Source organism: Tardiphaga sp. 20_F10_N6_6, assembly GCF_052076045.1.
In the GTDB taxonomy this organism is placed as follows: domain Bacteria; phylum Pseudomonadota; class Alphaproteobacteria; order Rhizobiales; family Xanthobacteraceae; genus Tardiphaga; species Tardiphaga robiniae.
Genome location: NZ_CP197239.1, coordinates 475351 through 498564, shown reverse-complemented (window position 1 = coordinate 498564; position 23214 = coordinate 475351). Strand labels below are relative to the sequence as shown.

The window sequence follows — 23214 nt, the reverse complement described above, 5'->3', positions numbered from 1 at the left end:
ACGCTGTGGCCAAGGTCGGCTTGCCCGCCACCATCTGCCTCACTACGATTTCAGCAAGATCAAAAACCAAAACGACACCATCGAGGGAAGAAGCTATGACCAATCTGGTTACCCGTCGCCATGTACTCACCGGCGCCGCCGCGATCACCAGCGCCGCGATCCTGCCGCGCGCGAGTCTCGGCGCCGGCGAATGGAAGCCCACCGAAACCGTCCGCGTCATCGTGCCTGCCGCAGCCGGCGGCTCCACCGACGTGATGGGCCGCATGCTCGCCGCGCATCTGCAGCCGGTCTGGGGCCAGTCGGTGGTGGTGGAAAATCGCTCGGGCGGCGGCGGCACCATCGGCACCGCCGAAGTCGCGCGCCTCAAGGGCGACGGCCACACCATTCTGCTCGGCAATCCCGGCCCCAACGCCATCGCCTACAGCATCTTCAAGAACCTCACCTACAAGAGCGATCAGTTGCAGGCGGTCTCCAACATGATCAAGATTCCGAACATCGTCTGCGCGCATCCGAGTGTGCCGATCAAGACGATCCCGGAGCTGATCGCCTATATCAAGGCCAATCCGGACAAGCTGAACTATGGCTCGTCGGGCGTCGGCCAGAGCCCGCATCTCACCGGCGCATGGTGGCTGCAACTCACCGGATTGAAGATGCAGCACGTGCCGTTCCGCGGTGCAGGCCCCGCGCTGCAGGCCGCGCTCGCTGGCGACATCCAGATCCTGTTCGACAATCTCTATCCGTCACTGCCGCAGGTGCTCGACGGCAAGCTCACCGGCCTCGCCGTCACCACGCAGCAGCGCAATGCGCAGGCGCCAAACGTCCCAGCGATGCGCGAGACCGCGCCCGAGCTGGAGAAGTTCGACGTCGCGTCATGGTTCGGCGTGTTCTATCCGAAGAGCACACCGACCGAAGCCGTGACCTCGCTCAATGAGCAGATCAAGGTTCTGCTCGGCACCGACGCGACCAAGAAGACCATCGCAACCATGGGCGCCGTGTCGGACTACGGCACACCTCAGCAATTCCAGACCTTCGTCGAGGCCGAGACGGCCAAGTTCAAGACCATCATCGACAAGGAAGGCCTGCAGATGGAGGTGAAGTGAGGCGCGCCTCACCTCGCTCCATCTGAGTGATCTGAACGAAAACCCCGCGGTTCACACCGCGGGGTTTTTCCGTCTTACTTCTCTTCTTCCATGGCAAAGGCGACGTCGCCATTGGCCGAGAGCCGCACCTTGTCGCCCTCAACCTCGGCGACCAGACCGCCATCAATAAAGTGATGATGACCCTTGTGGCTGCCCTCGCCGCTGTCCTTCTTGGTCAGCTTGATGCGGTTGCCCTCGACCTTGTCGACCGTGCCGACGTGCACGCCGTCGGCGCCGATGACTTCCATATGTTCTTTGATCTTGCTGAGCGCGCTCATGTCGTATCCTCTTATGTGGGGAATACTGAACGTACGGCTGCGCAATAGGTTCAATCGCGATCCGGTGAGATCGGCGTCCCGATCATGCGCCCTTGTTCATCTTCTTGATCTTGGCGTCCTGCGCCTCGATCGCCAGTGTCAATTCCATGATCGCCTTGGACAAAAGCTCGGTGGCCTCCTTCTGGTCCTGCGATTTGGCGGCGCGCAGCGCGTAGTTCTTGGCGGATGACAGCGACATTTGACGTTCCTCGTGATGATCCCGGGGGCGAATTAGCCGAAGGCGTCATTCGCTGCAATCGGGTCGAAATGGAGAGATTACGCAGCAGTCAACGGCGCCCTGCGTTTGCGATGATGACCGCGAAAATCTCGTCGGCGGATGCCGGCGGCGTGACGCCGAAGGTCTCGTCGAGAACCTGCTGCAACTCCGCAGCGCTGCCGAGCACGCGTTCAGACACCGGTTCGCCGTCGCGTCCCTCCGTGATCAGGTGGCGATTGACCAGTTTATAACGCCGGCCGTTGCTGACGCGCTCCATCACCAGCGTCGAGGTGAAGGGCACGAAGGGACTGGTCAATGTGTACCAGTTGCCGAGCTCGTAATCCGACGGCAGTTGCGGCGCGAGGTCAAACACATACATCGTCCGCCAGCCGTCTGCCCGCTTCGCGCTCAGCGACAACAGGCCATCTGTTTCAATCAGCCGATAGGTCCCCATCGCCGTTTGCTGCTCGGTCCCCGCGAGGAGCCGTAGAGGTGCATCGAGTACGCAGGCGCCAAAGCCGGTATCGGCGAGATAGGGTCCGTCCGGAAGATCGACCTTCAGGAGCATATGCGTTCTGGGGCCAAGTGGACTGTCCGGCGGCGCATTCCAGCGCACCCGGGCGCCGAGGCCAGTGACCTTGAAGCCGATCGTCTCGAGCGCGGCCCGCAGCATCGCGTTCAGCTCATAGCAATAGCCACCACGTCGGCCATCGATGAGTTTCTGCTGCAGCGACGCCATGTCCAGTTTGACCGGCAGATGAAGAAACGGATTGAGACCCTCGAACGGCAGTGCATTGATGTGAGCGACATGAATGGCCGTCAGTGTCGCCAGATCCGGCGCAACCGATCCGCCAAAGCCGATCCGCGCGAGATAGCGATCCAGCCGAAAAACATCCGTCATCATTTCTGCCTCTTCATCATCTCGCCCCTGACATAGCCCATCCGACAGCAGCGGGCGACAACGTACCGCCTAAGCTGTCATTCCGGGGCAGGACGGACCGCCCAGCGGGCCGGACTGAGCCCGGAATCTCGAAGTGTTTTGCGCTGTCGGAGACTCCCATGTCGAGATTCCGGGTTCGCGTGCGCAAAGGTGCGCCCGCGCCCCGGAATGACAGTGTGGGGCGGCAAGACAGCACCCAAACATTTTTTCCTATCTCTCATTGACAGCATCCCTATCAGGCTTATATTCCCCTTTGTCCTGCCCCACCGAGAGGGGCGATCGCGATCGTCACGTTCGCGGGGTGGGATGCGGTGGACGCCGGAGATGCGGCGTTACGCGGTTTGGGGGTAACGTCTGTCTTCGGGCAGGACGGATCTGCGCCAGCACTGCCACTGGCAAGGACACGGCCGACCTTGAGATGGAAAGATCCCTGGACAGTGTGACGGACGACCAACTCGAAACGCGTTCGGCCAAGTGCTTTGCGGCTACCCTGTCCCTCCGCCCTGGGACATTAATTTTGGTGATGGGAGCGTTCGCCATGGCAGATGTGCAGGCAACCGAAAAAACACCGCAGGCGGAACGCCGGGCACTTGCTCGGCGCCTCCGAAAGTCCTGATGCACTCTCAATTGCGGAAGACCGCATCGCATCAGGCCCAAGGGTGCAACGGGCACCCGGCGTTCCGCACGCCCTCTCACAGGAGGGTGGGAATGCAAAGGACGACGGCGCCCCCGCGCCGCAAACAATGGGGGCGATGACGCATGTCTGATGAGCAGTGGCTGTTTGACAGTTGAATCCGTGAAGACGTGACGCGCTATCGGCGCCACACACGCCGTCATGCGCGGGCAGCGCGAAGCGAGCTTCACTAGATGTCCCGCGTATCCACGTCTTGGCGACAAAGGAAGACGTGGATCGCCGGAACAAGTCCGGCCATGACGAGCCTCGCTTACGCCGCCACGACCTCGCGCGGCTGAGTGATCGCGATATGCTGGCAATGCGCTACGGGTGTCGTGCCGTTGGCCACGATGATCGCATCGAGCTCGACGAACCGATGCCCCTTCTTCTCGTAATTGGCGGTCACCTTCGCCCGCGCGATCAACTCGTCATCGGTATTCGCGGTCGCCAGCAACTGCATCCTGCTGCCGACGTGAATCCACGGCCCGAGCAGCGCATTGTCCACCAGCACCTTGTTCATGATCCGCTGCAGCACGCCGGGATGCACGATACCCTCGCGCAAATACCGATCGTCGGCCTCGCGAACCTCACCCAGATATTCGGCAAGTCCATCCTCCGGCCAGACCCGCGGCGCCGTCCCGAGCCACTTGTCGAGCGCGTAGGAATTGGCATCCACCGGCAGCCGCTTCGACACAGCCGCCGTATCCGGGAATTTATCCAGCGACGGCACCACCGGGAAGGCCGTCAGCGATGCGGTCCCGGCCGCACGAATCTCGCCGCCGCCCTCAACACTCAGCGCGAGCCCCTCGCCGGCTTCCTCGGCGATCACCTCGACTGTCTCGCCGTCATAGACCGGCTTGGTGAAACGGGCCTCGATCAGGCCACGCTCCAGAAAGTCCCGTCCCCAGTGCTGCACCGGCGGATGGATCATATAGGCCAGCACGTCGACGCCAGGCACCAATCCACCGCTGAAACCGAATTTCCGGGCGACAGAATCGTCATGCATCTTGTTTTCGGACTGTTTGGCGGTGTTAAACGCCTCAACACGATACGGTTCGAGCCGTTTGGTCATGATTCCTCCCGAAAACTGCGCGAAATTGAGTGTTCGCCTTGGCAGGAGATGATACCCGTCACCATGTTCGAGGCAAGGCGACGGGCGGGGAACTGTCCCGCGTCAGCGCCACATCGCCCACCCGCAAATGACTGCCTTTTCGTGGAACTTGTGCTCCCTTGACCACACGCATCTATATCGACGCCGACGCATGCCCGGTCAAAGACGAGATTTACCGCGTCGCCGCCCGCTTCAGCCTGCCCGTCAGCGTGGTCGCCGGAAACTTCATCCGAGTGCCTCACGATCCCCTGATCGAGCGGATTGCCGCAGGTTCGGGCATGGATGCGGCCGATGACTGGATTGCGGAACGCGCCCAGAAGGGCGATATCGTGATCACGGCAGACGTTCCGCTGGCCAGCCGCTGCGTCAAGGCGGGCGCCGCGGTAATTGCCCCTAACGGCAAGCCGTTCACAGAACAATCCATCGGGATGACGCTCGCAGTACGCAACCTGATGACCGATTTGCGGTCGTCAGGCGAAATCACCGGTGGTCCCAAATCATTCGCGCCGCGCGATCGCTCGGCGTTCCTGTCGGCCTTGGATCAAACCATCCGCCGCATCCAGCGCGACCCGGCCTTTGCGCCCGCGCCGAAACAAAGTTGAACTGACCTTATGGCTCCTCCGCTTATCCAGCTGAAAGACATCTTCCTGACCTTCGGCGGCACGCCGCTGCTCAACGGCGTCGAACTGTCGGTGTCGCAGGGCGAGCGCGTCTGCCTGATCGGCCGCAACGGCTCCGGCAAGTCGACGCTCCTCAAGATCGTGGCGGGGATCGTTGAAAACGACAAAGGCAGCCGCTTCGTGCAGCCCGGTGCCACCGTCCAGTATCTGCCGCAGGAGCCGGACTTCTCCGGCTATGCGACGACGCTCGCTTATGTCGAGGCCGGCATGGGCGACGGCCACAACATCTATCAGGCGCAGTATCTGCTCGAACAGCTCGGGCTCACCGGCCACGAAGATCCGAACAATCTGTCCGGCGGTGAAGCGCGCCGCACGGCGCTCGCCCGCGTGCTGGCGCCCGAGCCCGACATCCTGCTGCTCGACGAGCCCACCAACCATCTCGATCTCACGACGATCGAGTGGCTGGAAGGCGAACTGGCCAGCCGGCGCTGCGCGCTGGTGCTGATCAGCCATGACCGCCGCTTTCTCAGCAACCTCTCACGTGCCACCGCCTGGCTCGATCGCGGCCAGATCCGCCAGATCGATCGCGGCTTCTCGGCTTTCGAACAGTGGCGCGATGACGTGCTCGCGGAAGAAGAGCGCGACCAGCACAAGCTCGACCGCAAGATCGTCAATGAAGAACATTGGCTGCGCCACGGCGTCTCCGGCCGCCGCAAGCGCAACGTCAAGCGCCTCGCCGGCCTGCATGAGTTGCGCGCACAGCGCCAGGACTATCGCGGCGCCGCGGGCAACGCGACGCTCGCCGCCGCCGAGGCGGAAAAGTCCGGCAAACTGATCTTCGAGGCCAAGAACATCTGCCGCACCTATGGTGACCGCAAGATCGTCGACGACTTCTCGATCCGCGTGCAGCGTGGCGATCGCATTGGTGTGGTCGGCCCGAACGGTGCGGGCAAGACCACGATGATCAACATGCTGACCGGCACCGAGCCGCCGGATTCAGGCACCATCCGGTTCGGCGCCAATATCGAAATGGCGACGCTGGACCAGCATCGCGAAAGCCTCAACCCGAAGACCACGCTGGCGGAGGCCCTCACCGGCGGCCGCGGCGACCATGTGATGGTCAACGGCCAGCCCAAGCATGTGGTCAGCTACATGAAGGACTTCCTGTTCTCGCAGGAACAGATGCGCACGCCGCTCGAAGTATTGTCCGGCGGTGAACGCGGCCGGCTGATGCTGGCCCGCGCATTGGCCAAACCATCCAACGTGCTGGTGCTGGACGAACCGACCAACGACCTCGATCTCGAAACCCTCGACGTGCTCGAGGAAATGCTCGGTGATTACGAAGGCACCGTCATCCTGATCAGCCATGACCGCGACTTCCTCGATCGCGTCGTCACCTCGGTGATCGTGCCGGAAGGCAACGGCAAGTGGATGGAATATGCCGGCGGCTATACCGACATGCTGGCGCAGCGCGGCGCCGACCTGAAGCGCGAGGCGAAGACCGAAGCCGTGGCTGCCAAGAGCAACGGCAGCAAGTCGGACGCGTCGAAGCCCGCCGGCAAGCGCAAGCTGAACTTCAAGGACAAGCACGCGCTGGAAACCCTGCCGAAGGCGATGGACAATCTGCGCTCCGAAATCGCCAAGCAGCAGCGCCATCTCGACGATCCCAACCTCTACAAGAAGGATCGCAAGAAGTTCGATACCGCGACCGCTGCGCTGTCAAAGGCACAGAAGGAATTGCAGGATTCGGAAGAGCAATGGCTGGAGCTGGAGATGCTCCGCGAAGAAATCGAGAACGCGTAACTGTCAGTCGTCATTGCGAGCGAAGCGAAGCAATCCAGAGGCAACAAGCGAAGACTGGATTGCTTCGTCGCTTCGCTCCTCGCAATGACGGTGGAAATGCCGGAGACGACACAATGACCACCACACTCGCCGCCAAGATCTCCAACGACTACGGCACGCCCGCCCTTGTCATCGACATGGACCGCGTCGAGCGCAATATCGCGCGTATCCAGAAGGTCTGCGACGATGCCGGCGTTGCCAATCGTCCGCATATCAAGACGCATAAGAGCCCGGTCATCGCGAAGATGCAGATCGAAGCCGGTGCCAAAGGCATCACCTGCCAGAAGCTCGGCGAAGCCGAGATCATGGCCAATGCCGGGATCGACGACATCCTGATCAGCTACAACCTGCTCGGCGACGAGAAGATGGCGCGGCTCGGCGCACTGCAGGCGAAGGCGAATGTCACCGTCGCCGCCGACAATTCCGTCGTCATCGGCGACTTGCCGAAAGCCGCCGCGATTTCGGGCCGGAATGTCAACGTCGTGGTCGAATGCGATACCGGCCGCAAGCGCGCCGGCGTCGAGACGCCCGCGGAAGCCATCGCTCTCGCCAAGGAGATCGCGGCCTCGAAAGGCCTCACCTTCGCAGGCTTCATGCTGTACCCAACGGAAACCGGCTGGCCGGACGCACAGAAATTCTACGACGAAGCGCTGGCCGGCGTTCGCGCACTCGGTCTGGAGCCCACGATCGTCTCGACCGGCGGCACGCCAAACCTGAAGAACGTCGGCAAGCTCAAGGGGGCCACCGAACATCGCTTCGGCACATATATCTATAACGACCGTATGCAGGTCGCCGCCGGCTCCGCGACCTGGGACGATTGCGCGCTGAATGTCTATTCGACCGTGGTCAGCCGCGCCGGCCCGGAACGTGGCATTCTCGATGCCGGCTCCAAGACGCTGACGCCCGACACCGGCGGTCTCGATGGCTACGGCCTGATCCTCGAACATCCCGAAGCGAAGATCGCGCGCTTCGCCGAGGAGCATGGTTTTCTCGACCTCGGGCGCAGCAACACCCGACCCAATGTCGGCGATGTCGTCCGCATCGTGCCGAACCACGTCTGCGTGGTCGTCAACATGTTCGACGAAGTGGTGATGGTGCGCGGTGACGAGATCATCGGCACGCTCCCGGTAGCCGCGCGTGGGAAGCTGCGGTAACGCGACAGCGCTTACACTCGGGACCTCATCCTGAGGAGGCGCCGCTTGGCGCCGTCTCGAAGGATGGACACACATTCATGGTTCGAGACGCGCGCAAGAGCGCGCTCCTCACCATGAGGTCGGCGTTCTATCGGGGCGAAAAAGCCAGCCACCTCAAAACGCCCTCGCCCGCTGCAGCGCCTGTCGCAAACGACGCCTGCAGCAGATAGCCGCCGGTCGGCGCTTCCCAGTCGAGCATCTCGCCGGCGACGAAAGTGCCCGGCATACGCTTCAGCATGAAGGCGTCGTCGATCTCATCGAACGAGACGCCCCCCGCCGTCGAAATAGCACGCGCGATCGGCGCGACGCCATTGAGCGTCACCGGCACGACGTTGATCAAGGCAGCCAACTTCTCCGGCGGCAATGACGCCAGTTGAATGCCCTCTGGGACAGCGACTTCCTGCAGCAGCCCAATGGCCACCGGCGACAGATGGATCGCCTTGCGCAGGAAATTGGAGAAAGACTGCTTGCCACGCGATGCTGCCAGCTTCGTGGTCAGCTCCTTCGCATCGAGGTCCGGTCTAAGAGCAACGCACAGCGTCGCGTTGCCATCCGCAATGACCGCTTCGCGCAACAGAGACGACAGCGCATAGATGCCACCGCCTTCGATACCGCCACGCGTGACCATCGCCTCGCCGCGCACGCTGTGTGCACCGAACGACAGCGCAACAGCCTTCAGCGGCTGACCTTCGAAACGGTCCTTGAAGATCTCCGACCACGCGATCGTAAAACCGGAATTAGCCGGGCGCAGCGGTGCGATACTCACGCCCTTCGCAGCCAGCACACCGGCCCATGCGCCGTCCGAGCCAAGCCGCGGCCAGCTTGCACCGCCAAGCGCAAGAATCGCGCTCTTGCAGGCGATCGCCCGCGACCCGTCCGGCGTTTGGAATGTCAAACGCCCATCGCCGTCCCATCCTGTCCAGCGGTGACGAAAGGCAAACCGCACGCCACTCTCATCCAGCCGCCGCAGCCACGCGCGCAACAATGGCGATGCCTTGAAGGCCTGCGGAAACACCCGGCCGCTGGACCCAACAAAAGTCGGCTGCCCAAGCGCCTCGCTCCAGTCGCGTAGCGCGGTCGGCGTGAAAGCCGAGATCGACGGCGCAAGCTGCGCCTCCGCCGCGCCATAGCGCTTGAGGAATTCCGGCAGCGGCTCACTATGAGTGAGATTGAGTCCGCCGCGTCCGGCCATCAGAAACTTGCGACCAGCCGATGGCATCGCGTCATAGACCGTGACGGCAGCGCCGCCACGGCTCAGAACCTCGGCCGCCATCAGCCCGGCAGGGCCGGCACCGATCACCGCAACTTGGTTCTTCACAGGCTCAGTCAAGGTCACACGCAGTGGCGAAGCCGCCGATCAGGCCTTCACGCCCAAGCGAATGGCGGCCTGCTCGACATACTTCTGGGTCTGATGGAAAGCGCCTTCCAGCGCCTTGGCCTTGGACATATCACTAATGTCCGCGAAATGCGCGGCAATCGTATCCGGGCTCCAGTCAGCTTCGGCGAAATTGACACCTTCGCTTTCGAGAATCTTGATGACCGCGAAGGAGCCTGCGCCGGCGCCCATGATGGTCTTGGTCGGTGCATTCTCGCTCAGGAGATATTCGACCGCCGGCGTGATCGCTTCCGGCTTCATCAACTGCAGCGCCTGCGCTGGCAACAGTTCCTCGGTCATGCGCGTGGCTGCCGTGGGTGACACGATGTTGACGCGGATGTCCGTCTTGCGACCTTCCTCGGCGAGCACATTCATCAGGCCGACCATGCCGGTTTTGGCCGCGCCGTAATTGGCCTGACCGAAATTGCCATAGAGGCCGGACGACGAGGTGGTGAGCACAATGCGCCCGTAGTTGCGCGCGCGCATACCTTCCCAAACGGCCTTGCAGCAATAGAAAGTGCCGGTGAGATGCACGTCGAGCACCTTGGCGAAGTCGGCGAGCTCCATCTTGGCGAAGGACTTGTCGCGCAGGATACCCGCATTGGCGCACATCAGGTCGACGCTGCCCCACTCCTTGGTCGCCTTGTCGACCATCGCCTTAACCTGTTCGAAGTTCGAGACATCAGCGCCATCGGGCACCGCCGTGCCGCCGGCCGCTTGGATTTCCTCGACAACGGATTCCGCCGCCGTCAGCGAACCGCCGGTGCCGTCGCGCGCGCCGCCGAAATCGTTGACGACGACCTTGGCGCCGAGCTTCGCAAGGCCCAGCGCATGGGCGCGGCCCAGTCCATTGCCGGCGCCAGTGACGATGGCAACGCGGCCGTCAAATCGAATGGTCATGTGGCATGCTCCTCAATTGAAATAGACAAGGCCGAGCCAGTCGGCGACCAATGCCGGCTTGTCCTCGCCTTCGATCTCGACACTCACGCTGGTGCGCGTGAACAATTCCTTCGGCTTGCGCAACGTCGCCTCGGTCAGCGTGAAGCGGCCGCGGATGCGCGATCCTGCTTTGACCGGCGACACGAAGCGCACTTTGTCGGTGCCGTAATTGACGCCCATGGCGACATCGGCGAGTTGCGGCAGCGCCTCATAGGAAAACGCCGAGAGCATCGACATGGTCAGGAAGCCATGAGCGATCGTCGTGCCGAACGGCGTTTCGCGCGCACGCGCGGGATCGACATGGATGAACTGAAAATCCTCCGTCGCCGCGGCGAACGCATCGATGCGCTTCTGGTCCATGACATGCCAGGGCGACACGCCGACTTCCTTGCCTACCATGGCGATATAGGCATCACGTTCAATCATCGCGCTCATTCAGTCTCAGTCCTCAAAATCCAGTTGCGTTGCGGGCGCAGATTCCACAGCGCACACCCTGACGCCAAGCGAAATTGTGCGCTGCAGCCATGCAAAGCGCGACAAATTACCGCTCGCCCTCTTGCGATCCCGCCGCGCGGAGCGCCTGCAATTCGGGGAAATCCTCTTCGCGAAACTCGACACCGCGCAAGGGATCGCTGCGATCGTCGGCCTGTTCGAGCCGACGCAGATGGACCCTGCGAATCTTGCCCGAAATCGTCTTCGGCAGCTCGGTCACGAACTCGATCCGGCGAATGCGTTTGAACGGCGCCAGACGCACATGCAGATGCTGATAGATCGACAGCGCCGTCGCCCTGGACGGCGCGGTATCGCCGATCAGCAACACATAGGCCTTGGGGATGGCGAGCCGGATCGGATCGGGGCTCGGCACAATGGCGGCCTCAGCCACGGCATCGTGTTCCAGCAGGATACTCTCCAGCTCGAACGGGCCGATGCGATAGTCCGAGGATTTGAACACATCGTCGGAGCGACCGACGAAAGTGAGATAGCCATCGTCATCGGAAAATACGACGTCGCCGCTGCGATAGATCTCACCGCTTGCACCGCTGACACTACCGTCTTCGGCCTGATAGCCCTGCATCAATCCTGCCGGGCGATCGACGCCAAGCACGAGACTGACCTCGCCCTCCTTCGCCGGATTGCCATCGGCATCGACAACGCGAACCTTCCAGCCCGGCAGCGGACGGCCCATGGAGCCCACCTTGACGGTCTGGCCCGGCGAATTGCCGGCCAGCGCGGTGGTCTCGGTTTGGCCGTAGCCGTCGCGAATGGTGAGGCCCCAGGCCGCCTTGACCTGATCGATCACTTCCGGATTGAGCGGCTCACCGGCGCCGCAGACCTCGCGCAGCGCGACCTTGAAGGTCGCCAGCTTCTCTTGAATGAAGAGCCGCCACACGGTCGGCGGCGCGCACAGCGTCGTCACACCGCAGCGGCCGATGGTGGCAAGCAGGCCCTTGGCGTCGAAACGCGGCTGATTGACGACAAACACGGTGGCGCCGGCATTCCATGGCGCAAAGAAGCAGCTCCAGGCATGCTTGGCCCAGCCCGGTGAAGAGATGTTGAGATGGACGTCGCCCGGCTGCAGTCCGATCCAAAACATCGTCGAGAGTCCGCCGACGGGATAGCTGCGCTGGCTGTGCCGCACGAGCTTCGGCTTCGCCGTGGTGCCCGAGGTGAAATAGAGCAGCATCGGATCGTCAGCCCTGGTCGGGCCATCCGGCGTGAATGTGTCAGGGAATTCGGCCGAGGTCTCGAAAGCCAGCCAGCCGTCGTGAGACGATCCGGCGTTGACGACGATCTGCCCGATGCCTTCGGTCTTCAGGCTGCCGAACTTGGCGACCTGATCCTCTGCCGCCACAACAAGCTTGGCGCGCCCACGGTCGAGCCGGTCCTGCAACTCATCCGGCGTTAGCAGCGTGGTTGCAGGAATGATGACAACGCCCAGCTTGATCGCCGCCAGCATGGTCTCCCACAGCGGCACCACATTACCGAGCAGCAGCAACAGATGATCGCCGCGCCGCAGCCCCTGCGCGCGCAGGAAATTGGCAACCTGATTGGAGCGGCGTGACAGCACCTCGAACGACAGCTTCGTCTCGCGGCTGGCCGCCGCATCGACGATCCAGAGCGCGGTCCGGTCCTTGCTGACGGGATCATGGGCGAGTTCGGCATCGAACCAGTCGAGCGCCCAGTTGAAGTCGACCGGATCGGGCCAGCGAAAGCCGGCAACGGCGGCGGCGTAGTCGGTGCGGTGTTCGAGGAGGAAGGCGCGGGCCTGCTTGAACGTGGTCATGCCGACGCTCCCGCTATTTCGGTATCAAATGCCGCAGATGATGAATGATCCCGGAAAAGTCATCGCCGCCGTGACCTTCCTTCTCATAGGTCTCATAGATGCTCTCGGCATGAGCGCCGAGCGGCGTCCTGGCGCCGGCGGCCTTGGCGGCCTCCTGCGACAGCCTGAGATCCTTGAGCATCAGTGCTGCGGCAAAACCCGGCTTGTATTCATTGTTGGCCGGCGATGTCGGCACCGGTCCCGGCACCGGGCAATAGGTGGTCAGCGACCAGCACTGGCCCGACGAGGTCGAGGCCACATCGAACAGCGCCTGATGCGACAGGCCGAGTTTCTCGGCGAGCACGAAGGCTTCGCTGACGCCGATCATCGAAATGCCGAGGATCATGTTGTTGCAGATCTTGGCCGCCTGCCCCGCACCGGCATCGCCGCAATGGACGATCTTCTTGCCCATGGCTTCGAGGACCGGCTTGGCCGACGCGAACGCCTTGGCATCGCCGCCAGCCATGAAGGTCAGCGTCGCGCCCTTGGCGCCGCCAGTGCCACCGGAGACCGGCGCATCGACCGACGGCAGCTTCTGCGCAGCCGCCAGTTCATGCGCCTTGCGTGCGCTTTCCACGTCGATGGTCGAGCAATCGATCATCAGCGCCTCCTTGGCGGCAACGGGAATGACCTCGCTCCAGACCGACACCACGTGTTTGCCGGCCGGCAGCATGGTAATGATGACCTCGGCGCCCTTCACGGCATTGACCGCCTTGTCAGCAATGGTCACGCCATCCGCCCTCGCCTGCGCGCGGGACGCCTCGACGAGATCGAAGCCCGTCACCTTGTGGCCCGCCTTGACCAGGTTGGCGGCCATCGGGCCACCCATATTGCCGAGACCGATGAATGCAATGCTGGTCATGTCCTGCCCTCGTGATCGTTTGTCTGTTTTTAAAGCCTGATGAAAACGGCGAAATCCAACTTTCGTTCAGAACGCTCGACCTTCAGAAGGTCAGCTCAACATCCCGTTTGGCCAGATAGCGCGCGACAATCTCCGGTGTCACGCCCTCGAGATCCGGTGGCTGCCATTTCGGATTGCGATCCTTGTCGATGATGGCCGCACGCACGCCCTCGACGAAATCGGCGCTATCAAACACCTCCAGCGCCGCGAGATATTCGCGCGACAGACATTCCTCGAGCGACTTCGACGCGCGCGCTAGCCGCAACAGCTTCAGGGTAACCTTGAGCCCCCGCGGTGATTTGTCGGACATGGCCTTGATCGTCGCCAGCGCGAAATCTGAACCGTCCTGCTCAAGCGCAGCCACGATCTCCTCGACGCTGTCATGGGCGAAAGCGCGATCGATCAGCGCACGCTGCGCCGTGACCGGACCGGTTTGTTCCGGAGCTGCAAACTTCTTGAGTGTCGTCATCACCGACGCCGCATCGGCACCCGCCGACAGCTTTGTGAGCGCCTCGCGCAATGCCGGCCAATTGGCGGTGTCGATCAGGACGTCCGCCATATGTGCAGCAAGCGCATCGGCACCATTTGCCGTCAGTCCGGTCAGACCGAAATACGTCCCGAGTTCGCCCGGCGCACGCGACAACAGCCAGGTGCCGCCAACATCGGGGAAGAAGCCAAGGCCGACTTCCGGCATCGCCATCCTGGTCTTCTCGGTGACGATGCGATGGCTGGCATGGCCGGCCAGACCGACGCCGCCGCCCATCACGAAGCCGTCCATATAGGCCACATAGGGCTTCGGGAATTTCGCGATCCGCGCGTTGACGATATACTCCTCGCGCCAAAAGATCTTGCCGAGATCGCCTTTGACCCTGGCGCTCTCATAGAGGCCACGGATATCGCCGCCGGCACAAAGCCCGCGTTCGCCTGCACCTTCCAGAATGATCAGCGCGACTTTCGAATCTTTCTCGAACGCGTCGAGCGCCGTTGCGATCTCGCGGGTCATCTCCAGCGTCAGCGCGTTCAGCGCCTTCGGCCGATTCAGGCGGATCACACCAGCCGCGCCTTCGCGCGCGACGATCAGTTCGCCGGCCTCGGTCGCTACCTCCGAACTCATCGCGCGCCCTCGATCAATTTGCGCGACACAATCAGCCGCATGATTTCATTGGTGCCTTCGAGGATCTGGTGCACCCGCAAATCGCGCACGATCTTCTCGATGCCGTATTCGGCGAGATAGCCGTAGCCGCCATGCAGCTGCAGCGCGTCGTTGGCGACCTCGAAACCGATATCGGTGCCGAAGCGCTTGGCCATCGCGCAGAGCATGCCAGCATCGGCATCCTTGCGGTCGAGTGCCGCCGCCGCTCGCCACAGGAAGGTGCGTGCGGCTTCCAGTTCGGTCGCCATGTCGGCGATACGAAACTGCAGCGCCTGGAATTCGTCGAGGCGCTTGCCGAACGCCTTGCGCTCTTTCATGTAGCTCAGCGACTTATCGAGCGCAGACTGCGCGCCACCGAGCGAACACGCCGCGATGTTGAGACGGCCACCATCAAGACCGGACATGGCGATCTTGAAGCCGATGCCTTCGTCACCGAGCCGGTTGGCGATCGGCACGCGGCAATTTTCGAAGATCACGGCGCGTGTCGATTGCGCGTTCCAGCCCATCTTGCGTTCGTTATTGCCAAAAGAGAGACCCGGCGTGCCCGCCTCCACCACGATGGTGGAGACGCCGCCAGCGCCCTCTCCGCCGGTGCGCACCATCACGACATAGACATCGGTGTCGCCAGCGCCGGAGATAAACTGCTTCTGACCATCGAGGACGTAGTGATCGCCATCCACGACAGCACGCGTGCGCAGCGCCGCTGCATCCGATCCCGAGCCGGGCTCGGTCAGGCAGTAGCTCGCCAGCAGCTCCATGGTGCAAAGTCGCGGCAGCCACTTCTGGCGCTGCGCTTCGCTGCCATATGAATCAATCATCCACGACGCCATATTGTGGATCGAAATGAAGGCCGAGGTGGTCGGGCAGCCGGTCGCCAGCGCCTCGAAGATCAGCGCGGCATCGAAACGCGTCAGCGCGGAGCCACCGACATCGTCACGGATATAGATGCCGCCCATGCCGAGCAGCGCCGCCTCGCGCATCACCTCTTTCGGAAAATGCTTGTCCTCGTCCCATTTGAGCGCAAAGGGAGCGATCTTTTCCGCAGCGAATTCGCGCGCCATGTCGCGAATAGCGGTCTGTTCCTCATCGAGAGCGAATTGCATCACGCCCTTCTTGTTGATTGTTGATCAGCCGGGAAAATGAAACGGCCCGGTGCACCACCTTTGGGAGCGCCGGGCCGCTTGCGTATTCTTACTTCATCAACGGGATCGAGAACTCGGCGCCTTCCTTGACACCCGATGGCCAGCGCGCGGTCACCGTCTTGGTCTTGGTGTAGAAGCGGATAGAATCCGGACCATGCTGGTTGAGATCGCCGAAGCCGGACTTCTTCCAGCCACCGAAGGTATAATAAGCAATCGGCACCGGGATCGGCACGTTGATGCCGACCATGCCGACATTGACCTTGGCGGCGAAATCGCGCGCAGCGTCACCGTCACGGGTGAAGATCGCAACGCCGTTGCCGTAGTCATGATCCGACGGCAGCGCGAGAGCTTCTTCGTAATCGTGGGCACGCACCACCGACAGCACGGGCCCGAAGATCTCTTCCTTGTAGATGCGCATGTCCTTGGTGACGTTGTCGAACAGACAGCCACCCATATAGAAGCCGTTCTCGTAGCCCTGCATCTTGAAGCCGCGGCCATCGACGGCGAGCGTGGCGCCTTCCTTGATGCCGATATCGACATAGTTCTTGACGCGGTCGACGGCTTCCTTGGTCACCAGCGGACCGAAGTCAGCCGAGGGATCCACGGAGGTGCCGATCTTCAGGCTCTCGACGCGCGGGATGAGCTTTTCCATCAGACGGTCGGCCGTGGTCTTGCCAACAGGCACGGCCACCGAGATCGCCATGCAGCGCTCGCCAGCCGAGCCGTAGCCGGCACCGATCAGCGCATCGACGGTCTGGTCCATATCCGCATCGGGCATGATGATGGCGTGGTTCTTCGCTCCACCGAAGCACTGGGCGCGTTTGCCGGTCGCCGCAGCGCGCTCGTAGATGTACTGGGCGATCGGCGACGAGCCGACAAAGCCGACAGCCTTGATGTCTTCGTCGTCGAGGATTGCGTCGACGGCTTCCTTGTCGCCATTGACGACGTTCAGAATGCCCGGCGGCAGACCGGCTTCGATCATCAGTGCGGCGAGCATCATCGGCACGCCCGGATCGCGCTCCGAGGGCTTCAGGATGAAGGCGTTGCCGCAGGCGATGGCCGGACCGAATTTCCACATCGGGATCATCGCCGGGAAGTTGAACGGCGTGATGCCCGCGACGACACCGAGCGACTGGCGCATCGAATAGATGTCGATGCCGGGACCTGCGCCTTCGGTGTATTCGCCCTTCATCAGATGCGGAATGCCGCAGGCGAATTCGATCACCTCCAAGCCGCGTTGGATATCGCCCTTGGCGTCCGGCACAGTCTTGCCATGCTCACGCGCCAGGCAATCGGCCAGCTTGTCGTAGTCGCGATTGGCGAGTTCGAGGAATTTCATCAGCACGCGGGCGCGGCGCTGTGGATTGGTGTTGCCCCAGGCGACCTGCGCCTCGGCAGCATTGAGAACAGCGGCGCGCATTTCGGCCTTGGAGGCCAGCGCAACCTTGGCCTGAACCTCGCCGGTCATCGGCTCGAAAACGTCGGCGAAACGCCCCGACTTGCCCTCGACCTCACGGCCGCCGATGAAATGTCCGATCGTGCGCATGCGTTTCCTCCCGGGAGCCAAATTTGGCCCGATGTTGATCAGGCTTTATGGCGTTTGGAAAGGCCCTGCACGCGCGGCGGATTTGCGAAATTGCAGGCTCGCTGCCGTTTAGCCCTGTCAGAATGTCACCGCCGCGACAATGTCGCAGGCAGTGCGCCGATTATCAATTCTTGGCGGCTGATACGGCCTTGGTTGCCACCTTCTTCGCAGTCGGCTTTCTAGCCGTGCTCTTGGGAGCCACAGCCTTGGACACAGCAGGGTTGGACGCTGCAGGCTTCGGCGCTGCAGCACGGCCCAGCACCGCCTCGCGGCCAGCGCTCAAAAGCTCTTCGGACAACTCGCCGTTGCCGGCGGCGCGGGCGAGCACGATGGTGCCCATCATGGTGGCAAGCGCCGCCATCGCCTGTCTGCGCGCCGACTTGCTCGGTCCGCCATGAAACTGCTCGGACATCATCTCGATCATCTGATCGAGCTTGGTGGCAAACACCTTGCGCGTCTTGGGGCTCTCGCGCGCGATCTCAGCGCCCAGCGCCGGGACGGCGCAGCCATGGCCCGGATTGTCGCGGTGCTGCGGCGACAGGTAAGAATCCACGATCGTGGCCAGGCGCTGATCCGGCGCCGCCTGCCCAGCCAACTGACGCCAGCGATCGGTCGAGCGGTCCATTGCATAGGCGAAGGCTTCGATTACCAATGCCTCGCGCGAATCGAAATGCGCGTAGAAGCCGCCATGGGTCAGACCCGCGTCCTTCATGAGGTCAGCCACGCCGATGCCATGCGCGCCTTTTTCGCGCAGACGCACGGAAGCCTTCTTCACGATCCGCGCATGCGTCTCGAGCTTGTGTTCCTTCGAATAGCGCATCGGCGGTCCATTCAAAACAAATAGATGATGTCGATCATATTACTCACGCTGCTCCGCATGCGCAACGCACACCTGGCCGCAGGCCTTGACAACACCGCAGTTTGACGCGGAATTGATAGGAGCAAGACCGGCGATCCGCGCCGGCCCAAGGAAATGCCAAGGGACGAGACGATTTCATGCATATGCTCAATCCCCATTGCGGTGTCGAACGTGACCCGCGAGGTATAGTTCGGCTGACGATCTGCAACGCCGGCTCACTCAATATTCTCAATTCAGCCGCAATCAAGGGTGTTCGCGAAGGCATTGAGGTATTGGCCACGGAACGCGCCATTCGCGCGCTTGTCATCGCCGGCCAGAGCGAAAAGAGCATGATTGGCGGCGCCGACATCAAGGAAATGGCGACGCTGGATCAGGCCTCCGCCGAGAAGTTCATTTCCGGCTTGCGCGATCTCTGCGAAGCCGCCCGCGCTTTTCCCGCGCCTGTGATCGCCCGCATCCCCGGCTGGTGCCTTGGCGGCGGCCTCGAATTTGCTGCCGCCTGCGATTTCCGGATCGCTTCGCATGATTCCAAATACGCCATGCCCGAGGTCAGGGTCGGTATCCCCTCGGTGATTCACGCTGCCCTCTTGCCGCGCCTGATCGGTTGGGGCCGTGCGCGCTGGCTGATCATGACTGCCGCCACCATCGATGCACCGACCGCGCTCAATTGGGGTCTGGTCGATGTGGTTGCGGCCGAAGGCGCACTCGATGCCGAAGTCGAAAAGACGATCGAAGCCATACTCGAGTGTGGACCCGAAGCCATGCGGTCGCAAAAAGCCCTGCTGAAACAGTGGGAAGAGCTGCCGCTGAAAGAATCCGTCAATCTCAGCGTCGGCGTGTTCGGCGAGGCCTATCTGACCGGCGAGCCGCAGCGACTGATGCAGGGTTTCATCAACCGCAAACGCTAGCAGCTCGACCTCACGAGAATTTTGCACAGGCCGGCATTGCGTATCTTGCAGCGCATCATATGATGAGTGTCATCCAAATGACCCGCGCTTGCGCGAAGGAGCCTCCATCATGTCCGCAGCTTCAGATCCGGTCGTCATCGTCTCGGCCACCCGCACCCCGCTCGGCCGCTTCCAGGGCGAACTATCGCCCTTCTCCGGCCACAAGCTCGGCAGCCACGTCATCGGTGCCGCCGTGGCACGCGCGAAACTGGCACCCGAGCGCATCGACGAAGTCTTCATGGGCTGCGTGCTTCCCGCCGGCCAGGGTCAGGCGCCCGCCCGCCAGGCCGCCCGAGGTGCCAAGCTGCCGGATGCCACCGGGGCCACGACGATCAACAAGGTCTGCGGCTCCGGCATGAAGGCGACCATGCTTGCCCACGACATCATCCATGCCGGTTCGGCCGAGATCGTCGTCTCCGGCGGCATGGAGAGCATGACCAATGCGCCCTATTTGCTGCAGAAGGCGCGCGGCGGTTACCGCGTCGGCCATGATCGCATCATCGATCACATGCTGATGGATGGGCTTGAGGATGCCTATGAGGTCGGTCGCTCGATGGGTGACTTCGGCGAAGCCACCGCTGAGGCCTATCAGTTCACGCGTGGAGATCAGGACGCCTATGCGATCGAGACGCTGACCCGCGCGCGCAAGGCGGTGGAGAGCGGCGCCTTCAAGGCGGAGATCACGCCACTGACCGTCGTCGAGAAGTCCGGAGCTCGCGAGATCGCCAATGACGAACATCCGCTGAAGGTCGATCCCGCCAAGATCCCGAACCTCAAACCAGCCTTCCGCAGCAACGGCACTATCACGCCCGCTGCTTCGTCCGCCAATGCCGATGGCGCTGCTGCCCTGGTGCTCGCCAAGCGTTCCCTCGTGGATCGTGAGGGCCTGCCCGCGCTGGCCGTGATCCATGGCCACGCCACGCACAGCCAGGAACCGCAATGGTTCACGACTGCGCCCATTCCGGCAATCAGCAAACTGCTCGACAAGGTCGGCTGGAGCGTCGGCGATGTCGATCTGTTCGAAATCAACGAGGCCTTTGCCGTGGTGCCGATGGCCGCGCAACGCGACCTTGGAATTCCCCGCGAAAAACTGAACGTCAATGGCGGCGCCTGCGCGCTGGGCCACCCCATCGGCGCCACCGGTGCGCGGCTGATCGTGACGCTGCTGCATGCACTGGAAGCCAGAGGCCTGAAACGCGGCGTCGCGGCACTGTGCATCGGCGGCGGCGAAGCCACCGCGATTGCCATCGAACGCATCGTTCGCTGAACCGCCTTTCCCAGATATGATCGTCGCGGCGATGGTCGTCGCGACGCCTTTTCTCATTGATTGCAGGAAACCCGATGATTTCCGGATGGCTCTCGACTGCCCTCGCCCGCCGCAATATCCATTACGGATGGGCGATGATCGCCGTAACCTTCGTGACGGCGCTGGTCAGCGCTGCCGCGGTTGGCGCGCCCGGCGTGTTCATCGTGCCGCTGCAGAAGGAATTCGGCTGGAGCACCGCGGAGATTTCCTCCGCCATGTCGATCCGCTTCGTGCTGTTCGGCCTGATGGCGCCGTTCGCCGCGGCGCTGATGAACCGTTATGGGTTGCGTAACGTCACGCTGATTGCCCTGCTCGTCGTTGCTGCAAGCCTCATATTGTCGCTTGGGATGACGCAGGTTTGGCAGTTGATGGCGCTCTGGGGCGTCGCCGTTGGCATTGGCACTGGGATGACGGCGCTGGTGCTCGGCGCCACCGTCGCAGCGCGCTGGTTCAGCGCACGCCGTGGCCTCGTCGTGGGTATCCTCACCGCGAGCGCGGCCACCGGCCAGTTGATCTTCCTGCCGATCCTCGCCAGCATCACCGAGCACAGCAACTGGCGCTGGGCACTGGCGCTGATGTGCGTGATGCTGGCCATAGCCGCACTCGGTGTGCTGCTGGTGATGCGGGACCGTCCCAGCGACATCGGCATTCGCCCCTATGGCGACACCAGCACCGAACCGCTGGCCGTTCCACCACCGAACACCTCGCCGATCATGGCGGCAGCGCTCGGTGCCCTGCGCGATGCTGCCCAGACCAAGGTGTTCTGGATCCTGTTCGCCACGTTCTTCATCTGCGGCGCCAGCACCAACGGGCTCGTGCAGGTGCACCTGATCCCGATGTGCCTCGACTTCGGCATCCCGCAGATTCAGGCGGCCGGCCTACTTGCGGCGATGGGCGTGTTCGATTTCGTCGGTACCATCGCGTCGGGCTGGCTATCCGACCGGTATGACAATCGCTATCTGCTGTTCTGGTATTATGGGTTGCGTGGCCTCTCGCTGCTGGCGTTGCCGTTCACCGACTTCTCGTTCTATGGCCTGTCGCTGTTCGCGCTGTTCTATGGCCTGGACTGGATCGCCACCGTGCCGCCGACCGTGCGCCTCACCGCGTCCAAGTTCGGTCCCGAACGCGCGGGTCTGGTGTTCGGCTGGATCTTCGCCGGCCATCAGTTAGGCGCAGCAACGGCGGCATTCGGCGCTGGCCTGTCGCGCACGGTACTGCTCAGCTATCTGCCTGCCTTTTTCGCGGCAGGTGCGCTATGTATTATTGCAGCGCTGATCGTGCTGGCGATTTCAAAGGACAAGAAGGTCGCGACCGCCTGATCCCCGCGGGATCAGGCCGCTCGCCACTCATATCAGAACGGGAATTCATCATGCGCCGCGTTGTCATTACGGGGATGGGAGCGGTGTCGCCGCTCGGTTGCGGCGTCGAGATCAACTGGTCCCGGTTGCTCGCCGGTCAATCCGGTATTCGTCTATTGCCGGAAGCCATGACCACTGATCTCGCCGCCAAGGTCGGCGGCCAGGTACCCGACATCGCGAACGATCCGGAAGGCGGTTTCGATCCTGACAAGGCTGCGCCGCGCAAGGATCAGAAGAAGATGGATCGCTTCATCCTGTTTGCGCTGATGGCTGCCGATGAAGCCATTGCGCAGGCGGGCTGGCAGCCCAAGAATGCGCGAGAACGGCAGCGCACGGCCACGATCATCGCCTCGGGCATCGGCGGCTTTCCGGCAATTGCCGACGCGGTCCGCACGACAGATACCAAGGGCATCCGCCGGCTGTCGCCGTTCACCGTGCCCTCGTTCCTGGTCAATCTTGCGGCCGGTCATATCTCGATCCGCTACGGCTTCGAAGGTGCACTCGGCGCGCCCGTGACAGCCTGCGCCGCCGGTGTGCAGGCGATCGGTGACGCTACACGTCTCATTCGCTCCGGCGAAGCGGATGTCGCCATCGCCGGGGGTGCCGAAGCCTGTATCGACCGTGTCAGCCTCGGCGGCTTCGCCGCCGCTCGCGCGCTCTCCACCGACTTCGTCGCCAATCCGGAGCGCGCCTCGCGCCCGTTCGATCGCGACCGCGACGGCTTTGTCATGGGCGAAGGCGCCGGCGTCGTGGTGCTTGAGGAACTGGATCATGCCTTGGCGCGTGGCGCGAAGCCGATCGCCGAACTGATCGGCTACGGCACGACGTCCGATGCGTTCCACATGACAGCCGGTCGCGAGGACGGCGACGGCGCCAGGCGCGCGATGGATATCGCTCTGGCACAGGCCAACATCACGCCTGCCGATGTCCAGCATCTGAACGCCCACGCGACATCGACTCCGGTCGGCGATCACGGCGAGCTCGAAGCGATCAAGTCGATCTTCGGAACGAACGGCGGAGTCGCTGTAAGCTCGACCAAATCCGCCACGGGCCACCTGCTCGGTGCAGCCGGAGGGCTTGAGGCGGTCTACGCAATCCTCGCGCTGCGTGACCAGATCGCTCCGGCCACGCTCAATCTCGAAAATCCCGATCCGTCTGCCGATGGCATCGATCTGATCCGCGGCAAGGCGCGGCCGATGGCCATGGAGCACGTGCTCTCGAATGGCTTCGGCTTCGGCGGCGTCAACGCCAGCGTGCTACTGCGGCGAATATAG

Annotated in this window: 21 protein-coding genes; 8 read left to right on the top strand and 13 right to left on the bottom strand. The window is 62.7% G+C overall.

All coding sequences use genetic code 11. From position 1 onward, the window contains the following. Positions 1-95: 95 nt before the first annotated feature. Complete coding sequence (locus AB7813_RS02225) at positions 96-1100, top strand: Bug family tripartite tricarboxylate transporter substrate binding protein (protein ID WP_441227877.1); 1005 nt, start codon at positions 96-98, stop codon at positions 1098-1100. 74 nt (positions 1101-1174) lie between these two features. Here AB7813_RS02225 and AB7813_RS02220 read toward each other — a convergent pair whose 3' ends face one another. The 4 genes from AB7813_RS02220 to AB7813_RS02205 all read right to left on the bottom strand — a co-directional run bounded on the left by AB7813_RS02220 (position 1175) and on the right by AB7813_RS02205 (position 4358). Beyond that, a complete protein-coding gene (locus AB7813_RS02220) occupies positions 1175-1417 on the bottom strand; it encodes a DUF2171 domain-containing protein (protein ID WP_089264607.1) in 243 nt (80 codons plus the stop codon). Between the two features lie 82 nt (positions 1418-1499). Further along, on the bottom strand, positions 1500-1655 hold the full coding sequence (locus tag AB7813_RS02215) for a hypothetical protein (protein WP_165826963.1): 156 nt from the start codon (positions 1653-1655) through the stop codon (positions 1500-1502). Between the two features lie 88 nt (positions 1656-1743). Then, positions 1744-2577, bottom strand: coding sequence for an arylamine N-acetyltransferase family protein (locus AB7813_RS02210; protein ID WP_441227876.1), 834 nt, complete (start codon positions 2575-2577; stop codon positions 1744-1746). A 980-nt stretch (positions 2578-3557) separates the two neighbouring features. Continuing rightward, a complete protein-coding gene (locus tag AB7813_RS02205) occupies positions 3558-4358 on the bottom strand; it encodes a hypothetical protein (protein WP_093758807.1) in 801 nt (266 codons plus the stop codon). 158 nt (positions 4359-4516) lie between these two features. On the opposite strand from AB7813_RS02205, the gene AB7813_RS02200 reads away from it, so the two are divergent. From AB7813_RS02200 to AB7813_RS02190, 3 genes are all read left to right on the top strand, one after another. Continuing rightward, a complete protein-coding gene (locus AB7813_RS02200; protein WP_439083587.1) occupies positions 4517-4999 on the top strand; it encodes a YaiI/YqxD family protein in 483 nt (160 codons plus the stop codon). A 9-nt stretch (positions 5000-5008) separates the two neighbouring features. Beyond that, positions 5009-6820, top strand: a complete 1812-nt coding sequence (locus AB7813_RS02195) for an ABC-F family ATP-binding cassette domain-containing protein (RefSeq protein ID WP_184516090.1) — start codon at positions 5009-5011, stop codon at positions 6818-6820. Positions 6821-6933: 113 nt separating this feature from the next. Then, complete coding sequence (locus AB7813_RS02190; protein ID WP_439063692.1) at positions 6934-8013, top strand: D-TA family PLP-dependent enzyme; 1080 nt, start codon at positions 6934-6936, stop codon at positions 8011-8013. Between the two features lie 127 nt (positions 8014-8140). Here the strand turns inward: AB7813_RS02190 and AB7813_RS02185 are convergent, their stop codons facing one another. The 9 genes from AB7813_RS02185 to AB7813_RS02145 form a co-directional block, all read right to left on the bottom strand. After that, the gene (locus AB7813_RS02185) at positions 8141-9325 is read right to left on the bottom strand and encodes a TIGR03862 family flavoprotein (protein WP_439064613.1); all 1185 of its coding nucleotides are present in this window, start codon (positions 9323-9325) and stop codon (positions 8141-8143) included. An 84-nt stretch (positions 9326-9409) separates the two neighbouring features. After that, the gene (locus tag AB7813_RS02180; RefSeq protein ID WP_439063691.1) at positions 9410-10327 is read right to left on the bottom strand and encodes an SDR family NAD(P)-dependent oxidoreductase; all 918 of its coding nucleotides are present in this window, start codon (positions 10325-10327) and stop codon (positions 9410-9412) included. 12 nt (positions 10328-10339) lie between these two features. Beyond that, positions 10340-10801 (bottom strand): MaoC family dehydratase, encoded by a 462-nt coding sequence (locus tag AB7813_RS02175; RefSeq protein WP_439063690.1) that lies wholly within the window; start codon positions 10799-10801, stop codon positions 10340-10342. Between the two features lie 106 nt (positions 10802-10907). Next, complete coding sequence (locus AB7813_RS02170) at positions 10908-12650, bottom strand: AMP-binding protein (protein WP_439063689.1); 1743 nt, start codon at positions 12648-12650, stop codon at positions 10908-10910. 13 nt (positions 12651-12663) lie between these two features. Then, positions 12664-13551 carry a 3-hydroxyisobutyrate dehydrogenase gene (gene mmsB, locus AB7813_RS02165; protein ID WP_439063688.1) on the bottom strand — a complete coding sequence of 296 codons (888 nt, stop codon included), beginning with the start codon at positions 13549-13551 and terminating at the stop codon, positions 12664-12666. 82 nt (positions 13552-13633) lie between these two features. After that, positions 13634-14704 (bottom strand): enoyl-CoA hydratase/isomerase family protein, encoded by a 1071-nt coding sequence (locus AB7813_RS02160; RefSeq protein WP_439063687.1) that lies wholly within the window; start codon positions 14702-14704, stop codon positions 13634-13636. After that, positions 14701-15846, bottom strand: coding sequence for an isobutyryl-CoA dehydrogenase (locus tag AB7813_RS02155; RefSeq protein ID WP_309944179.1), 1146 nt, complete (start codon positions 15844-15846; stop codon positions 14701-14703). Before AB7813_RS02155 ends, AB7813_RS02160 begins: the two co-directional genes overlap by 4 nt. 88 nt (positions 15847-15934) lie before the next feature. Then, the gene (locus AB7813_RS02150) at positions 15935-17431 is read right to left on the bottom strand and encodes a CoA-acylating methylmalonate-semialdehyde dehydrogenase (protein WP_120290210.1); all 1497 of its coding nucleotides are present in this window, start codon (positions 17429-17431) and stop codon (positions 15935-15937) included. A gap of 163 nt (positions 17432-17594) precedes the next feature. Then, positions 17595-18290 (bottom strand): TetR family transcriptional regulator, encoded by a 696-nt coding sequence (locus AB7813_RS02145; RefSeq protein WP_439063686.1) that lies wholly within the window; start codon positions 18288-18290, stop codon positions 17595-17597. 176 nt (positions 18291-18466) lie between these two features. Here AB7813_RS02145 and AB7813_RS02140 point away from each other — a divergent pair, with 176 nt between their 5' ends. From AB7813_RS02140 to fabF, 4 genes are all read left to right on the top strand, one after another. Next, positions 18467-19237, top strand: coding sequence for an enoyl-CoA hydratase (locus tag AB7813_RS02140; RefSeq protein ID WP_089267272.1), 771 nt, complete (start codon positions 18467-18469; stop codon positions 19235-19237). 109 nt (positions 19238-19346) lie between these two features. Then, on the top strand, positions 19347-20543 hold the full coding sequence (locus AB7813_RS02135) for an acetyl-CoA C-acyltransferase (RefSeq protein ID WP_439063685.1): 1197 nt from the start codon (positions 19347-19349) through the stop codon (positions 20541-20543). A gap of 74 nt (positions 20544-20617) precedes the next feature. Continuing rightward, entirely contained in the window at positions 20618-21901 is a 1284-nt protein-coding gene (locus AB7813_RS02130) for an MFS transporter (protein ID WP_175366060.1), read from the top strand. Between the two features lie 50 nt (positions 21902-21951). After that, a complete protein-coding gene (gene fabF, locus AB7813_RS02125) occupies positions 21952-23214 on the top strand; it encodes a beta-ketoacyl-ACP synthase II (RefSeq protein ID WP_439063684.1) in 1263 nt (420 codons plus the stop codon).

Coding starts and splice junctions, on each gene's coding strand:
- AB7813_RS02225 (WP_441227877.1), top strand. CDS start 96: ATGACCAATCTGGTTACCCGTCGCCATGTACTCACCGGCGCCGCCGCG.
- AB7813_RS02220 (WP_089264607.1), bottom strand. CDS start 1,417: ATGAGCGCGCTCAGCAAGATCAAAGAACATATGGAAGTCATCGGCGCC.
- AB7813_RS02215 (WP_165826963.1), bottom strand. CDS start 1,655: ATGTCGCTGTCATCCGCCAAGAACTACGCGCTGCGCGCCGCCAAATCG.
- AB7813_RS02210 (WP_441227876.1), bottom strand. CDS start 2,577: ATGATGACGGATGTTTTTCGGCTGGATCGCTATCTCGCGCGGATCGGC.
- AB7813_RS02205 (WP_093758807.1), bottom strand. CDS start 4,358: ATGACCAAACGGCTCGAACCGTATCGTGTTGAGGCGTTTAACACCGCC.
- AB7813_RS02195 (WP_184516090.1), top strand. CDS start 5,009: ATGGCTCCTCCGCTTATCCAGCTGAAAGACATCTTCCTGACCTTCGGC.
- AB7813_RS02190 (WP_439063692.1), top strand. CDS start 6,934: ATGACCACCACACTCGCCGCCAAGATCTCCAACGACTACGGCACGCCC.
- AB7813_RS02185 (WP_439064613.1), bottom strand. CDS start 9,325: ATGGCGGCCGAGGTTCTGAGCCGTGGCGGCGCTGCCGTCACGGTCTAT.
- AB7813_RS02180 (WP_439063691.1), bottom strand. CDS start 10,327: ATGACCATTCGATTTGACGGCCGCGTTGCCATCGTCACTGGCGCCGGC.
- AB7813_RS02175 (WP_439063690.1), bottom strand. CDS start 10,801: ATGAGCGCGATGATTGAACGTGATGCCTATATCGCCATGGTAGGCAAG.
- AB7813_RS02170 (WP_439063689.1), bottom strand. CDS start 12,650: ATGACCACGTTCAAGCAGGCCCGCGCCTTCCTCCTCGAACACCGCACC.
- mmsB (WP_439063688.1), bottom strand. CDS start 13,551: ATGACCAGCATTGCATTCATCGGTCTCGGCAATATGGGTGGCCCGATG.
- AB7813_RS02160 (WP_439063687.1), bottom strand. CDS start 14,704: ATGAGTTCGGAGGTAGCGACCGAGGCCGGCGAACTGATCGTCGCGCGC.
- AB7813_RS02155 (WP_309944179.1), bottom strand. CDS start 15,846: ATGCAATTCGCTCTCGATGAGGAACAGACCGCTATTCGCGACATGGCG.
- AB7813_RS02150 (WP_120290210.1), bottom strand. CDS start 17,431: ATGCGCACGATCGGACATTTCATCGGCGGCCGTGAGGTCGAGGGCAAG.
- AB7813_RS02145 (WP_439063686.1), bottom strand. CDS start 18,290: ATGCGCTATTCGAAGGAACACAAGCTCGAGACGCATGCGCGGATCGTG.
- AB7813_RS02140 (WP_089267272.1), top strand. CDS start 18,467: ATGCATATGCTCAATCCCCATTGCGGTGTCGAACGTGACCCGCGAGGT.
- AB7813_RS02135 (WP_439063685.1), top strand. CDS start 19,347: ATGTCCGCAGCTTCAGATCCGGTCGTCATCGTCTCGGCCACCCGCACC.
- AB7813_RS02130 (WP_175366060.1), top strand. CDS start 20,618: ATGATTTCCGGATGGCTCTCGACTGCCCTCGCCCGCCGCAATATCCAT.
- fabF (WP_439063684.1), top strand. CDS start 21,952: ATGCGCCGCGTTGTCATTACGGGGATGGGAGCGGTGTCGCCGCTCGGT.